We start from the raw sequence: 14,989 nt of genomic DNA, 5'->3' as shown, positions 1-14,989 counted from the left end.
AGCTCCATGACGGAGCGTCGTCTACAGGCTTACGCCTTCTCATCCATTTGAACCATGTTGAGGCGGTTTCCCCTTCTAAAACTATCCCGTCGGCTTAGGCAGGGGCCGCCCCAGCCACTCCTCATAAAAAGCTTCCAGGTCAGGCTCGAAGTCGTGGATCACGGGATAAAACGGAGGCACCGACTCGACTTCCAACAAAGTGCCGCAATCCGGGCAATAGTATTCACGCAAAACGTTCCAAGCCGGGTCAGCATGCATGAGCTTCGGATAAATGTCGTTGAGGCTTTCTTCGGTATCTCTCACGTAGATCGCCGCATGAAGTTTCCAGTTTTCCCTGTAATCCCCAAATTCATGGCCGCAATCGCATTTTGTCACGCGCTCGCCATTTGATTTTTGCACAATGTACAGATGAGGTCCCAACGGCAATAATATCTGATCATCCCACTTGACCCGTTCCTGCAAGATTTCAAGATACATCTCAAAGCGTTCCGCATCCTTCGGACTGGAAAGCATGCGATGAACCGTGTCCCAGTCCAGCGTGCCATCGATCAAATGTTCGATTTGTTCTTTGGTATATTTCATATGCCTTCAAGCCTCCTTCAAGCGAATTTCAATCCCAGTATTCTCCCCACCATTCTGCCGTCGTCCAATGCCGGCTGGCCCGTTGCAAATCCTCGGGAAATCGTTCATTTTCAGGAGCCGTGAGATAACCTGATCCTTGTATATATTTGCCCGTAATCTTCTCCACGTCGTCAATCGTAATCGTCCAGTCACCCGGCAGATCCCAGAATTTCCTAAATTCCTCCAGGAAAGGCGCATTATCTTCCAGTTCAAACGTGGTGGCATACGCATACAGCACCGGAAATGCGGCACGTTTTTCCAACACGTTTTGCCGTTCTTTCTTGATCCATTCACGCGTCGGCATGCTTCGGCTCAATCTTTCTTTGCGTATTTCCTGGCGGCGTTTTGCCGTTTTTTCCCGATCCACTTTCCATTTGCCCTTTTCATCTTGCTCAATGACCGCTCCATACACCTTTTCCGCGTATCGGGGCAACAAATATCCTCCATTCAGATCCTCCTCGATTTTTTCAGGCGCCCGATCCAGGGGATCGCCAAACCCTGGTCCCCCCCGCAAAAAGACGTACACCATGTCGTAATCCTTAAACAGTTGTTCCGTTGTGATGTTTTGTTTCGATCGGGTAAATTCAGCGTCCAATTGTTCTTCCCAGACAGGCTGATCAGGATCCAGGTCGCCTCCTTGGGGAAATGGCAGGCCTTCCTCAATGCGCTTTTTCAAATCTGTTTTTTGGGCATGCCAAATATATCCGGCGGCCGAAGGATAGCCTCCCATTAAACCGCAATCCGCAAATACATACGATGTGCCGACATAAAAGTTGGTCCAGTCTTTCGACTTCCACATCATGCGCAAACTTTCATACCCGCTGCCTCCACGGTATTTGCCATAACCGGCCGAATTTTTCTTCACCGAACGGCCGAGAAACAGCATCGGCTCGACCCGTTCCCAGGTTTCCATGTCCCCTTGGTCGCCTTCCGGATTCCATATCGCGGCGCCGTGGTCGATGCCGTCTTTGATCGCGGTGGCGCCGGTGCCGCATGAGGCCGGTTCAAAGCTGTTGATGGCGTGAATTTCGCCATATTGGTTGACGCCCCCGCCCATCAGGAAGGTTTCCGTGGCGGCGTTTCCGGCATTCACTTCTTCCAAATAGCCTCTTCCAAAGTAACCACGGCTGATCGAGCGCCAGATGGCTGTCCAGGCATTCCATAAGAAATGCCAGGAAAAACTGTGGGCCGTAATCCGGTTCATCGGATTGATCCAAGACCCTTTGGGCAAGTCAAACAATGTGGCGTACATCGGACCCTCGTTGATGCGTTCGTTCGGCATCAGCGTTTGCGTCATCATCACCCAGATGCCACTCGTGTAAGTCACCGGATGGGCGTTATAGGGATGCCATCCCCAACGGCTGGTCCCTCGCGCGCTGATTTTCCATTTGCCATTTTTTTGTACGGTGATTTCGGTGGGGCACAACACAAAATAGTTCAGCTTGGCAAACTCCGGCAAATCGCCCATCAACCGATGATCGTAAGGGACATCGGCCATGCTGACGCCGCGATATTTTCCGGGAATCAGAAGCGTCTTGATACGGGCAATCAGCTGTTGGCGAGCGTCCTCAATGCTTTCCCGGACAAACTTTTTCCAAACGTCGATGCCGTATTCCTCAATGATGCTTAACACCAGCTCGCGAATGCGCAAACACCCCGCCAGTCTGGTGCGCTCATCCAACGTCCAGTATTTGGTCGTCCGGACAGCCCGTTTACTTTCGGCCAGCCAATCGCCCAACAGCTCAAAATTTCTCGCAACCTTCCGGCACGTAATGTAGTAACCGTCCCCAAATCGCGTGACCGGATTGGTCGGCATGGATCCTGGAGACACTCCGCCTGTTTCAATCGAATGCGTGACACCGCCGGCCCAGGCGACCACTTCACCTTTGTAAAAAATTGGCACAATCGTGTGTGTGTCACACGTATGAATGTTCCCGACATGGCCGTCGTTGTTGATAAACACGTCCCCATCTTCGATGCCCGGATTGGATTCGTAATCGTTTGCAATCATGTACTTGATGGCAGCACCCATTGTGCCCACATGGATAATGATCCCTGTCGAGGTGACGACACCATCCCCTTCCGGCGTGTACAGGGTAAAGCAGAGCTCGCCTTCCTGTTCGACAATCGGTGAGGCCGCAACCCGTTTTGACGTTTCCCGCGCGTCAACCAGTCCGCCCCGCAGCCGGTAGAAAATTTTTTCGTACGTAATCGGATCCGCATTTTTTAACTCCAACTGCGTAATCCCCGCGTAATGACCGGTTTCCCGGGTGAGCCTGTCGATCTCCTCACGCATTGCTTTGAGTGTTTTGCCGTCCCAGCCGATTCCTTTCTTAGCAATTGCCAGATCCTCTTTTCGAATCGCCATTGTAAAATCTACCTCCTTTTCATTCCCCTTGAACCAATTCAAAAATGCGGTGACGATTCAAGGTTGTTTCATATCCTGGCGGCACAATGAAGGTGGTCGCCGGATCCTCGATAATCGCCGGCCCTTGGATCACATTGCCTGCTTGCAACTCTGTCATCTCCCATATATTTGCCGTCACCCACTGCCCCCGCCAGTACATTCCCCTCGTTCCTTTGTGCGCGGAATCGGGCGGCGTCGCCCCTTTTTCCTCCTCATCCGGAATGACAGGCTTTACAACCTCCGTAATCCCCCGGACAGTCGCCGTCGTAATCGTAAACCCGAACTCTGTGGAAATGGCCGCCTTATGGTATACCTTGCTGTATAACTCCTCGAATGCATCTTTTAATCGATCCCAATCGGCAGCCGATTCAAACTTGGAAACCGGGGAAACAACTTCAATATCGTTCAACTGCCCTTGATACATCATGTGGCAGCCGTATTCATATCTCACATTCTCTTTCGGAATACCTGCTTTCTCAAACTCAGCAGCCACTTTTTCCGACAACTCTTCCCAAATTTTTTGCAGCCGTTTTCCGCCTTCCATCTTTTCGGCGTCTGAAGCGTCGGCCGCTACATTGATTAACGTAGAAGAGTCGTAACGGTATTCGAAATCCGCAGCACCACAGCCATAAGCAGAAAATCCGGCAGCCCATGCGGGAACCAAAACCTTTTGGAAACCCAGCCCTTCCGTATAACCGTATGTGTGCAAGGGTCCGCCCCCTCCATAGGAAAACAGGATGAAATCGCGCGGACTGTACCCTTTGCCGGAAATGACGGAAGCCAGGTAATACTTCAACCGGTAATCCAACAATTCGATCACGCCGGCTGCCGCCTTTTCCACACTAATCCCTAATGGGTCAGCGATTTGTTCTTTCACGGCGGCATACGCCCGTTCCTTATCCAGCTTGATTTGACCGCCCAGAAAATTGTCTGGATTGATATATCCGAGAATGACATGGCAATCCGATACCGTCACCGTTTCCACACCGCCTTCCGGCCAACAGGTTCCCACACGGTAACCCGCGCTGTCCGGGCCGAGCGTCAAACCATTGGAATAAGGATCCACGCGCACATAGCTGCCTGTGCCCGCACCGATCGAATCCATGAACAGCAGGGGAATGGCGAGGACAAGCTTGGCCATGTCAGGACTGTATTTGTACACGTATTCTCCTTGCGTAATCATCGCAATGTCAAAGCTGGTTCCGCCGATGTCCGAACAGATGATATTGTCATAACCCAAATAATTGCCTAAACTCTTGGCGCCGACCACACCGCCGATCGGACCCGAAACGAGCGTGCGCGCCAATTCATTCGCTTCGATGCTGATCGTTCCTCCGTGACTGGCCATAATCCGCGTATCAAACTTGCCGCCCAATTCACGAAAACGTCGGTCAATTTTTCGTAACTGCTCGCGCGACGGATCAGCAATCTTTGCTTCGACGAGAACCGTATTCGTCCTTTGTAACTCACGAAAAGCGGGATAATAATCCACAGAGGCAAAAACCTGTACGGACAGGCCTCTTTCCGCAATGATTTCTTTGGCAATGTCCCGCACTCTCCGCTCGTGGACGGGATTGGCATGGGAATAAAGGAGAGAAATGGCAATCGCCTCGACTCCCTCGTCAAGCAATTCCTCCACGGCTTGACGGACCTCATCTTCCCGCAGGGGGATGGCAATATCGCCAAAAAGATCGATACGTTCCGTCACGCCACGAATCAGCTCTCTCGGGACAAGAGGCGGTTCGTATTTGTGCGTGTTGAGGTGGATGCGATCCTCGTAAGAGTACCCTAGATAAGACTGTATCCCTCGGCCCATGCGCAAGAAATCTTCCATTCCTTTATTGACAATCAAACCGGTTCGGCGCCCTTGACGTTGAACCAAACGGTTCAACATGGCGGTTCCCGAATACACAGCCGTCTTCAGTGAAGGCATGACCTCGTCAATATTTAGCTCCCATTGCTCCAGCGCGTCGTTCATGGAATGGATGATTCCTTCCGATTCATCCAACGGCGTGGACTGCGCTTTTCCCACGACAAACCGGCCTTGATCATCAATAATGAATGTGTCTGTCATCGTCCCTCCCGCATCGATGGCGAGGACTTCAGCACGTCTTTTCGACATACGGCACCCCTCCTTAAGAATGGACTTTTTGGTCTTTTGAGTCTTCTTAGATGAAAGTCCTCCCATCTCTTATGCACAGCAAAATTCATGCCAGGTTCATCGCATCGCAAATTGTGTGGAATGTCCCTTGTTATGAAGAAGCGTTCACGCACCTATTGGCTTGGAGGGGCTTTTCTTTCCGAAGCCACATTGTAGCGTTCCGCTACAATTGTAGCGAAACAATTTAGATTCATAAAAATGGAACGAATCATTCCTTGTATATTTGCGCTAATTTTATTATTATTGGTAGCGAGAAACGGTCATCATTCACCTTCATGGTGGGGGGATATTGATGGAGAATTTAAATATAGCTATTCGTTCGGTCGGTGACATCCACGAAGAAATGAAAAAACTCGAAGCAAAATGGGGCCACTTCGTGTTGGAAAAACGCAAACCGCAAGGGGTACGAAAACATATTTATCAATCATGGGAACGATGTCAAAACATGGGTATCGATCCCCGTAAAAAACAAACCTCCATCGTAATGACCGACGAACAATTGGTGGAATGGGTCAATCGCTCCCACTTATACCATGTATCCCTGCCCATTCTTGATGACTTGGCCCGGGAAATCAGTGGCACTCACCATCTGCTCACGCTTTGTGACCACACAGGAAAAATGATGTATTTGCGGGGCGACCAACAGATCAGAAAGAGAGCGGAGAAAATCAACTTTGTTCCAGGCTCCGACTGGAGCGAGGCAGCCTTCGGAACCAACGCGATCGGGACCGCTCTTGAAACAAAGCAGCCCATCCAGATCTTTTCCTATGAACATTTTTGTGAAGGATGCCATCCCTGGGTCTGTTCAGCCTCACCCATTCAAGATCCGCTCACCGGGCAGCTGCTTGGAGTGATTGATGTGACCGGTCCATCTAATCATGCCCAACCCCATACCTTGGGAACGGCAGTGATGGCGGCCAAAATGATCGAACAGCAGTTGCTTCAAACATCTTTACAAAAGCGGAATTATCTGCAGCGCTGTTTTGAGCAGGCGGTCAGGAAATGGAAAAATGACCCGATGATGGTATTGGATGTCGTTTTACAGGTTGTCGACGCAACTCCAAGCGCCTTGTCCCTGTTTCAGTTAAAGGATCGAAGGGATATATGGGCTCTCTCCGAAATGAAAGAACTGAAATCGGTTCTCCTCACCCTTAACAACTCACAGGCCGAAACCCAACTCCCTGAAAAGCAACTGACCGTCTCCATCCAGACCATTACCATGGAACATGAAAGAATCGGTTTTCTCCTTCATTTCCATAAATCGCCGCAGCATCGTTCCCCCACACACCGGTACGCAAAACCTGCACCAGTAAATCACTGGTCTGAAATCATCGGCGAATCGCAAGCGCTAAAGGAAGTCGTCTACAAAAGCCAGATTGTCGCCTCCACCAATGTCCCCGTATTGATCACAGGGGAAAGTGGGACTGGTAAAGAACGGTTTGCCCGAGCGATCCATCATGCCAGCCTTCGCCATCGCGGGCCCTTTGTCGCGATCAATTGCGGAGCCATTCCAAAGGAATTGATCGCCAGCGAACTGTTTGGTTATGAGCCTGGCACCTTCACAGGCGGCAATCCGCGGGGCAAGGCAGGAAAATTTGAAGATGCGAACGGCGGGACGTTATTTCTTGATGAAATCGGTGAAATGCCGCTGGATTTGCAAGTTTTTTTGCTGCGTGTTTTAGAGGAAAAAGAAATCGTCCGCCTCGGTTCCTCGAAGCCGATGCCAGTGGATGTCCGAATCATCGCGGCCACCAATCAGGATCTTGAAAAACTGGTCAAAGAAGGAAAGTTCCGTTCCGATCTCTTCTACCGGCTCAATGTGGTGCATCTGGCGCTTCCGCCGTTGCGGGAACGGGGGAATGATCTGCTCCATTTATGCAAACACTTCATTGAAATGTTTGCCAAGCAACATGGCCGGAAGGTGTCGGGGATAGACGAAGCAGCGCTCTCATTCCTGAAGCAATACCACTGGCCAGGAAATATCAGGGAATTGAAAAACGTGATGGAACATGCCGTTCTGTTTGCCAGCGGTGAGTCGATTTCTCTCTCTGATTTGCCCCCTTATTTGCTGTCAAATGTCGCAAGCGGATCCACATCTCCCTTGGAACAAGAGGAAAAACGATTGCTTCAACAATTGTATAAAGAAACAAATGGAAATTTGTCGGAAATCGCAAGACGTTGCAAAATTGCCCGTTCCACTCTATACAGAAAATTAAAAAAATACAACATGCTATAATTGCAACCGCAATTACTCGATCCTCAGTTTAGGGTTCGAAAAAAACCACCCTGCCCTCTTCGGACAGGGTGGCTTTGTCGTTATATAGATCCTGCAACTTGCACTTGCAAATCCGGCATCTATGATAACAACACATCCATTACAGTCTGGTTACATTTGCTGCTTGCGGGCCACGGGCACCTTCGACGATGTCGAATTCGACGAGCTGCCCCTCTTCCAGTGTCTTGAAACCGTCGGCATTGATCGCGGTGTAGTGGACAAACACATCGCCACCATCTTCGCGCTCAATAAAACCATAGCCTTTTTCGGCGCTAAACCATTTGACTCGCCCTTGCATTGAACAAAACATTCCTTTCTTCATGGACTTGCGTGAGGGGCTCTCCTGAGAAAAGAACCAACTTCAGTCGCCCGAAGCAGACTCTTCTTGCAAAAGAACCGACCCACAACTCGACTATACTGAAAAAAATGGCGAAAGTCAAATCCTTTGTGGAATGATGGGCTGAATATTTTTTAAACCTCCCGGTTGAACAGCGTACTGACCAGACCGGTGCGATCGATGCCTTCCTCCATGTACCCTCGGACAGCTTGACGTGTTCTGCGGCTCTGTTGCATCTGTTTTGTGAGAAGGCTCATCTGTTCTTCCAGCTTGCCCTGATTGTCCTGCTCCAGCGCCTGAATCCGGCGAAGAAGATCCCGCTGCTTGTCGTTCAGCGGGAGTGTTGGCCCCGTTGCAAATTGTTGCCCTTCCCGTTGGATGAAATCCTCCCGTTGTTCCAACAGGCGATTCACTTCATCCCAGTTGCACTTTTCAATCTCTCCCGCAATCGCTTTTGAAAGCTGCCAGTAGGTTTCCAAAAAGCGATCAAGTGAGTCATCCGCTTGGGTGCTCTCCTTCCATCCGCTCAATCCGGTCCCGCCCCTTCAGTTTCGGCACAAATGTTATCGCTCATGTATGCTCACTCATTTCCGTTACTACTACTATGCTTTCCGCTACTTCCAATCCTTTACCGCACCCTATTCCGGATTCAATGTAAGCCATCTACATGGCATGTTACCACCTGCGGCCTGTCACCCACGGCCCGCTCAGTTTTGCTTGAGCTGTTTCATCGCCTGTTCCCACGTGTCCCGCAACTCTTCCGTCAGCTCCAGCGCTTCTTCCATTTTGGCTAAGTCCTTGGCCACGTTGGCCTCCCGGACATGGCGAATCAGAAAGTCATACATGGAAGCCAGCGAACGGCCAATCTCATATTCCTGGTTCAGCGTAGCCAAGAGCTCATAGTAAATGTCCTGCACGCGTTGCAGCCGTTCGTTGACCGTTGCCCAATCCTTGGACTGGTGCGCCTGGATGGCCTGTTTCAGAAAACGGGCCGCTCCTTGATAAAGCATCAAGGTCAATTCTGGCGGCGAGGCTGTCATGACCTGGTTGATCTGATACGCCTGGTATGGATTGGTCATCCCCATTTCCCATCGTCCTCCGTCTGCTCGCACGTTGCGTGACCTTCACTTGAAACCTTCGCTCGGATTCTCACGTTTAGGTTTTGACGGTTTCCACCTGTCACGTTGCACTGTCACGTTGCAAAATCACGACTGCTGACCGCCACCGCCAAACGTCTGCGCTAGCCAAGCGCTTTGCATGTTCATCCGGGCAAGAGCCCGCTCCATTGCCGTAAACTGGCTCCAGTAACGCTGCTCAATCATCACCAGACGGTCTTGCATGCGGGCAATCCGCTCGTCAATATCTTTTATTCGCTCTCCGAGGGTACTGTTATCCACCAGCATCAGGCTGTTGACGCTTCCTGCCTTCTCACTGAGCTGGCTAATTGCAAGGTTGACTTGGTTGTACAGCCGGTGGCCAAGCCCTAAATGTTCCTGATCAATCGCGGTTCCTGTCTGATCCGGATCTATAGGATTCGGCCGGGCGGTAAACAGCATCATCACATCGTCCGGATTCTCACTGATCGCCTGGCGCAGCTTGGCCTCGTCCTTAATGTACAGCTTCCCGCGCTCTCCGTACACCAACTTGCCGTTTTCATCCACATAGGAACCTGTTTCGATCCCCAGCGCAGCCAAATGTTTCAGGGCGCTGTTTGTCACACCGTTCGACCATTTAGAACTATCCACTGGCTCAACTGTGCTGTAGGCAATCAAACGAAGCTGCGCCATAAACCCTGAGATGAGGCTGTCATTGCGGATCATTCCGCTTTTGGCCTTTTCCTCCCAGAGTTCGATCTCTTTCTCCTTCATCTGTTCCTTCTGTTCCTTGGTCAGCGGCGGATAGTCGCGGTAGCGTGGCTCCTGCAACTTCTTATTGACCTCGTCCACCAGCTTGTTGTATTCGTCGATGAAGGTTTTAATGTTATTATAGATGGCATCGGTGTCCCGGGAGACGGTGATGGTCGTGGTGATCGGGGTACCGCCTGGATCTTTGACAAGTTGGATCGTCAGGCCGTTGATGTTGATTGTGTTGGTATTGAATTGGAAGGTTTCTCCTAGAAAAACGATCTCGGCATTTTTACCAGTAAGTTGATCTAAAATTTTAAGATCATCTGGATTACTAGGATCCAGGGAACTGGGATCGACAATGATACCAATGGCATCTTCTAAAAATTTTTTTGCATCGGCATTATCAATATTTGCACTAAAATCTATTTTAGCATCACTTCCAGTTATTGTTGAAATGAAGAAAAAACGTTTCGTTGTCGTATCGTATGAAACTCTCACTTTGGTTTCAGACGACATTGCATTGACTGCAGAAACAAATTCACCCACTGTCAACTTACCATCTGCCTTAAAGGAGGTAAAATCCACTTCTTGTCCATTAATCTTGATTTTATCTGGAATAGTGATTGGATTTCCTTGATCATCATTCACTATTAGTGGGGTATCCAATGTATCATAAGACAGCTGCTTACTCGTCATCGAAGCACCTTTAGCCAGCTGCTTTACCGTCAATGTATAGGTTCCCTCAACCGCATTATTACTGGCAGTGACATTGGCCAGTGTAGTATCAGAAACATTGGCCTTTTTCGCGAGGAAAGTTCCCTGGAAACGCAGGGGTTCGACCGCCTTCCGGAAGTTGACCATGAGCCGGTTGACTTCACGGTAGGCTTCTTTTTGCCATTCCAGAAGCTGACGCTGCTGCATCAGCCGGTTGAGAGGAATTCTGTGCGCATTCATCAATTCCTTGATAATGTTTTCCGTATCCAATCCCGACGCTAGACCGCTGAACCGTATCGGACTGATTGGCACCGGTAACACCTCCCTGTTAGGTTCTTCTGCTGCTATGCCACTCTTCGGCTATCCAAGGCAATGGTGATCATCGCTTTTCGTCTACCAGTATGCCGGCCAGTTTCCATATCTCCGCCACGATGTCCAGGAATTTTTTCGGCGGGATTTCCTTGATCACTTCCTGTGTTTGGTCATTGATCACCTGGACATAATACTCTTCCAGTTCCTCATGAAGGGTAAAACGCAAATGCGTCCGGGTAATTTCCAATGTTTTATTGATCCCTTCAACCGCCTTCTCCAGACTTGCCCTTGAGAGAGAAAGAGTCACGTTTTGCCCCTGAATGCCAACAGCTTTTTCTGCCTCCTGTTGCTGTTCCCCATTCTCCCGTGGAAGTTGCGGGGTCGCAGCCTGCGGCGAAGGAAGAGGAGACACAAGCTGCACCGGGATGTGACGCGTATCCAATTTCCATTCACCGTCCTTTTGCTTCGATACCGGCTATCTTCCAACGATCTGTTTTTTTGTTTTTTCGGATAAAGGAAGGTTTTGGGTAAAAGATAAAATGACGGTGAAAATGGCATTTTTTTAGCAAATCGAAGGGAAATCATTCATTTTCACGTCGATTTGTATCAAATTGGCAAGTATCTCCTTGTGCGATATTGCCTGTCAATACCCCACTTCCACGGCTGCAATGACAACATAGGCCAGGTCGTTGATGTCCCCTTTGTCCGGCAGGATCACACCGCTTGTACTCAGCATCCCGCCCTTTTGCACCAACACCTCCACCTGGCCATATGGCAACTGGCGTTTGACGGCATCCACATCCAGTTTTTCCTCATCGGCAGGTACCGCCAGTTTCACCCGCACCTTCATATTGTCCAGGCTGTTTTCCGGCAAGACGGAGCGCAAACCAGGCATCGAATTGTGGTGAATGGCATTCTGTACAGCGCGAATGGCAGCCTTGCTGACATCCTGACCGTGCAAGTCGATTCCCATGCCAAACTGGATAAACATGATTTTTTTCATCCTCATCACCCCTGAATCATCTCATTCCTGTACTCATCATTCCATTTGGAGATCATCCGTTTTGCCATCTGGACGAAACACAAAAAGCCCGGTTTCAGACACGGGCATCCAGACCGACCACCCGGATCTCCAGGTGGTTTTTCTGACGAAGATAGATATTGACTTTTCCAGGATGATATTGAATCTCCGGCTTCGCCGTCAAGGGATCAAAGGTTACCTGCGCAGACTGGTAAGAAAATGAAAGCTGATCAGGGATAAACCGGATGTCCACATTGTCATAGCTCACCGGCCCAGCCACCGCATCGGCAATCCGAATCGGCCGGTGCCATTCGGTTGCCATTTCGCCCACCGGATCTTGGGGTATGTGAATCGCCGCCATCCGATCCCCTTTTTGGACAATCTCGGCAATTTGCTCCAGAATCGCCTCCCGCCCTTGCGCGTATATCCGCAACATCGTCGCCAGATGAGGCCCCTGCGCCAGCGCATCCCAAGCTTTGTCGGCATCAATCTCCAACCGTGCCGGTTCGCGATGGATCTCCAGACGGGAAGGTTCCGTTTGCGGGTTGACCATCGGCCGATACTGTCTGATTTGAAAGAAACCGGGTTCTGTCTGTATGCCGATGGCCACAAAGGTCTGCCGAATCTCCAGTCGAGGAAACAAGGAACATCTCTCCCAAGAAGATCAAGCCATTATGACATGTCAGTAACCGATACATATTTCTCTTTTGTTGCTACAGGAAGTTGAAGTCGAATAATAAAGTCTGAAATATTTTCTGAAACATTTGGTGTCATTGCACTACCGCAGAAAATCCACTAGGCTGGGGCGAATAATCCGGGCACCTACCGACAGGGATGCCTGGTACACGTTCTCATCCGTTTTAAGAAGCATGTAGATTTTTGCCACATCAGTATCCTGCGCCTTGCTTAGAAGCTTCTGCAGGTTGTAATCTTCATCCTGCAAGCGGCTTTTGATTAGCTCCAAACGGTTCATTCGAGCACCGACATCGGTCCATTGATTGAGGACTTTATCAATGCGAGTATCGAGTTTACCGATAATGGTTTGAATATCTCCGGGTCCGCCAGTTAAAACATCTTGGAGCTCCTTTAAAACATTAAATGCATTATCGACATCTGTATCTTTTCCAAACACCAATTCTCCTAAGGAATTAACTTGGATTTTTACCCCTGGCATCACTTCAAATTCAATAGGGCTATTATTATCTGCTTTATGATCTCCTGGGTTACCTGGCGTGTATGGTTGTTTTCCAGTTTCTTTACCGTTAAAAATATATTTCCCTTTAAATTGCGTATTGCCAACAGCTATCAACTGGTTATAAAGCTGTTCGATCTTCTGGGCAATCGCTTCCAGCGAGGTATCGGGATTGGTGCCGTTCGCCGCACGAATCGCTTCTTCTCGCGCTGCCTGCAGGATGTCGTTTACCTCTTTCAGGGCACTGTCGTACTGCTCCAGCCAGGACATGGCATCATCCACGTTCCGCTGGTACTGGAAATTGGCGGCCAGTTCCTCCCGGTAGCGCAAAATCAGGGTGGAGGCTACCGGATCATCAGATGGGCGGTTGACCATCGATTGCGAGGCTAAACGTTCCTGGTTCTTGGCCATCCGCTGCAGGTTGTTGTTGATATCCCGCAGCAACTGGGCATTCAGCATGCTCTGTGTAACCCGCAACTCTCTCACCTCTTTTCATTTCGGTCACCCTGGCGGCTAACCCTCTCAAAAAATTTTTATCAATCGTTTTTAATCAAACCAGTTTCACAAAGAAGTACGCCAGCACCTACCGTCCCACTATTCCCGTTCCGTTGATCAGCTTGTCCAGCATCTGATCCATCACCGTGACCGCCCGTGCCGCGGCATTGTATGCATGCTGGAACATTACCAGGTTGGCCATCTCCTCATCCAGCGAAACTCCGCTGACCGATTGGCGCAGTGCTTCAGTCTGGTCGACAAGCAATTGATGATTTTTTACCCTGCGCTGGGCTTCCTGGGATTCAATACCTAGCTTACCAATAATACCATTGTAACGATCGGCCACTGTGGCTTGTTCTCCATTAAAATCAAAAAGTGCATTCCGAAGTTGAGCAATGTCACGGGCAAGATCACCGTCACCCGATAATCCAGAGTTTGAAGTTTTGAGATTAACAGGATTCGCAACCAGGTTTTGATTGAACTGGATATTCTCGGCTGATACCGAAAACATTGTATCCTTAGGTTCAAACAAATCGTCTCCATACGTGTCATTAATCTTTGTTACGAAACCTCGAACTAAAATATCCAATTGTTGGTGATATCCCTTTACCTTTTCAATCGATCTTAAATATCCTAAAATTTCACCACTTGGTTCATTAATATGATTTGTTGCACTACCGTCAATTACATATAAATCTACAACATCATTATCGGCAACATCCTTCAATTTCAATGTTTTATTAGCCGGATCTGTTGTATCAAAATCAAACTTTAATACCTGAGTCTTATCCCCATTCGCCGGCATCAGAACGATCTGATTCCCATTCACAGTGCCATCATCAGAAGAGCGACTCAACAAAATCTCATACCCGCCGTTTGCATCCTCATTGACCTCGATGTTGATCAGCTTGGACAGCTCATCCACCAGCAGGTCCCGGCGATCCATCAGGTCGTTGGCGTTTTGACCCATCGCATGGATCTTGACGATTTGCTGGTTTAACTCGGCGATCTGCCCCAAGAGGACATTGGCCTGGTCCACCTTGGCCCTTGTCTGTTTCTCAAGGTCGGCCTCAAAGGTGTTCAGTTGCCGGGCCATCGTGTTAAACGTTTCGGCCAGGGCCACGCCGCGCTGGACGACGGCGATTTTGGCCGTCAGGCTCTCCGGATCGCGGCTCAGGTCCTGCCAGGCGTTCCAGAATTCGTTGAACACCCTGTTCAGGCCGGTGCCAAAGCCGTCGTCAGAGGCCTTGATTTCGTTGAAGATCACTTCCAGCTTGTCGTAGGTGTTCTGCATCACTTCCCACTCGCCGAGGTACTGGTTCTCGTTGCGGTATTGCAGATCCAAAAACGTGTCCCGCAATCGGCGGATGGCATCCACATTGACGCCGGTGCCAAGCTGCCCCTTTGCGGTGCTCCGGTTCAAGCCCGGCATTTCAATCGGCGGCGTGGTCACCATTTCGACGCGCTGGCGGGAATAGCCCGGCGTGTGGGCGTTGGAAACGTTGTGGCCGGCCGTGTTCATCGCGGCCTGTTGCGCGTACAGCGCTCGTTTCAGCAGTTCAATTCCGTGAAAAGTGGAGGGCATCTGAATCACTCGCTCACTTCTA

13 protein-coding genes are annotated in these 14,989 nt (G+C 49.9%); 1 reads left to right on the top strand and 12 read right to left on the bottom strand.

Going from position 1 to position 14,989, the window contains the following annotated elements; genetic code table 11:
• Nucleotides 1–81 precede the first annotated feature (81 nt).
• From BAA01_14225 to BAA01_14215, 3 genes are read right to left on the bottom strand one after another with little or no spacing between them, the layout of a single operon-like run.
• On the bottom strand, nucleotides 82–582 hold the full coding sequence (locus tag BAA01_14225) for an acetone carboxylase subunit gamma (protein OUM88784.1): 501 nt from the start codon (nucleotides 580–582) through the stop codon (nucleotides 82–84).
• A 28-nt stretch (nucleotides 583–610) separates the two neighbouring features.
• Nucleotides 611–2,989 (bottom strand): acetone carboxylase subunit alpha, encoded by a 2,379-nt coding sequence (locus tag BAA01_14220; protein ID OUM88783.1) that lies wholly within the window; start codon nucleotides 2,987–2,989, stop codon nucleotides 611–613.
• A gap of 19 nt (nucleotides 2,990–3,008) precedes the next feature.
• On the bottom strand, nucleotides 3,009–5,150 hold the full coding sequence (locus BAA01_14215) for an acetone carboxylase subunit beta (protein ID OUM88782.1): 2,142 nt from the start codon (nucleotides 5,148–5,150) through the stop codon (nucleotides 3,009–3,011).
• Between the two features lie 331 nt (nucleotides 5,151–5,481).
• On the opposite strand from BAA01_14215, the gene BAA01_14210 reads away from it, so the two are divergent.
• Nucleotides 5,482–7,425, top strand: a complete 1,944-nt coding sequence (locus tag BAA01_14210) for a Fis family transcriptional regulator (GenBank protein OUM88781.1) — start codon at nucleotides 5,482–5,484, stop codon at nucleotides 7,423–7,425.
• A gap of 139 nt (nucleotides 7,426–7,564) precedes the next feature.
• Here BAA01_14210 and BAA01_14205 read toward each other — a convergent pair whose 3' ends face one another.
• The 9 genes from BAA01_14205 to BAA01_14165 form a co-directional block, all read right to left on the bottom strand.
• Nucleotides 7,565–7,762 carry a cold-shock protein gene (locus BAA01_14205; GenBank protein OUM88780.1) on the bottom strand — a complete coding sequence of 66 codons (198 nt, stop codon included), beginning with the start codon at nucleotides 7,760–7,762 and terminating at the stop codon, nucleotides 7,565–7,567.
• Nucleotides 7,763–7,935: 173 nt separating this feature from the next.
• A complete protein-coding gene (locus BAA01_14200; protein ID OUM88779.1) occupies nucleotides 7,936–8,331 on the bottom strand; it encodes a hypothetical protein in 396 nt (131 codons plus the stop codon).
• A gap of 177 nt (nucleotides 8,332–8,508) precedes the next feature.
• Entirely contained in the window at nucleotides 8,509–8,880 is a 372-nt protein-coding gene (locus BAA01_14195) for a flagellar export chaperone FliS (protein OUM88839.1), read from the bottom strand.
• A gap of 126 nt (nucleotides 8,881–9,006) precedes the next feature.
• Nucleotides 9,007–10,674, bottom strand: a complete 1,668-nt coding sequence (locus tag BAA01_14190; protein ID OUM88778.1) for a hypothetical protein — start codon at nucleotides 10,672–10,674, stop codon at nucleotides 9,007–9,009.
• 67 nt (nucleotides 10,675–10,741) lie between these two features.
• Nucleotides 10,742–11,101: a hypothetical protein gene (locus BAA01_14185; GenBank protein ID OUM88838.1), complete on the bottom strand. Its 360-nt coding sequence runs from the start codon at nucleotides 11,099–11,101 to the stop codon at nucleotides 10,742–10,744.
• 216 nt (nucleotides 11,102–11,317) lie between these two features.
• Nucleotides 11,318–11,677, bottom strand: coding sequence for a hypothetical protein (locus BAA01_14180; GenBank protein ID OUM88777.1), 360 nt, complete (start codon nucleotides 11,675–11,677; stop codon nucleotides 11,318–11,320).
• A gap of 94 nt (nucleotides 11,678–11,771) precedes the next feature.
• Nucleotides 11,772–12,338 (bottom strand): hypothetical protein, encoded by a 567-nt coding sequence (locus BAA01_14175; protein ID OUM88776.1) that lies wholly within the window; start codon nucleotides 12,336–12,338, stop codon nucleotides 11,772–11,774.
• Between the two features lie 135 nt (nucleotides 12,339–12,473).
• Nucleotides 12,474–13,364 carry a hypothetical protein gene (locus BAA01_14170; GenBank protein OUM88775.1) on the bottom strand — a complete coding sequence of 297 codons (891 nt, stop codon included), beginning with the start codon at nucleotides 13,362–13,364 and terminating at the stop codon, nucleotides 12,474–12,476.
• Between the two features lie 106 nt (nucleotides 13,365–13,470).
• Complete coding sequence (locus BAA01_14165) at nucleotides 13,471–14,967, bottom strand: flagellar hook-associated protein FlgK (protein ID OUM88837.1); 1,497 nt, start codon at nucleotides 14,965–14,967, stop codon at nucleotides 13,471–13,473.
• Between the last annotated feature and the right edge of the window lie 22 nt (nucleotides 14,968–14,989).

Origin of the sequence: Bacillus thermozeamaize (assembly GCA_002159075.1) — a bacterium.
Taxonomy (GTDB): domain Bacteria; phylum Bacillota; class Bacilli; order ZCTH02-B2; family ZCTH02-B2; genus Bacillus_BB; species Bacillus_BB thermozeamaize.
Note: the sequence above shows the minus strand (reverse complement) of the source record. Positions and strands in the feature narration are given on the sequence as shown.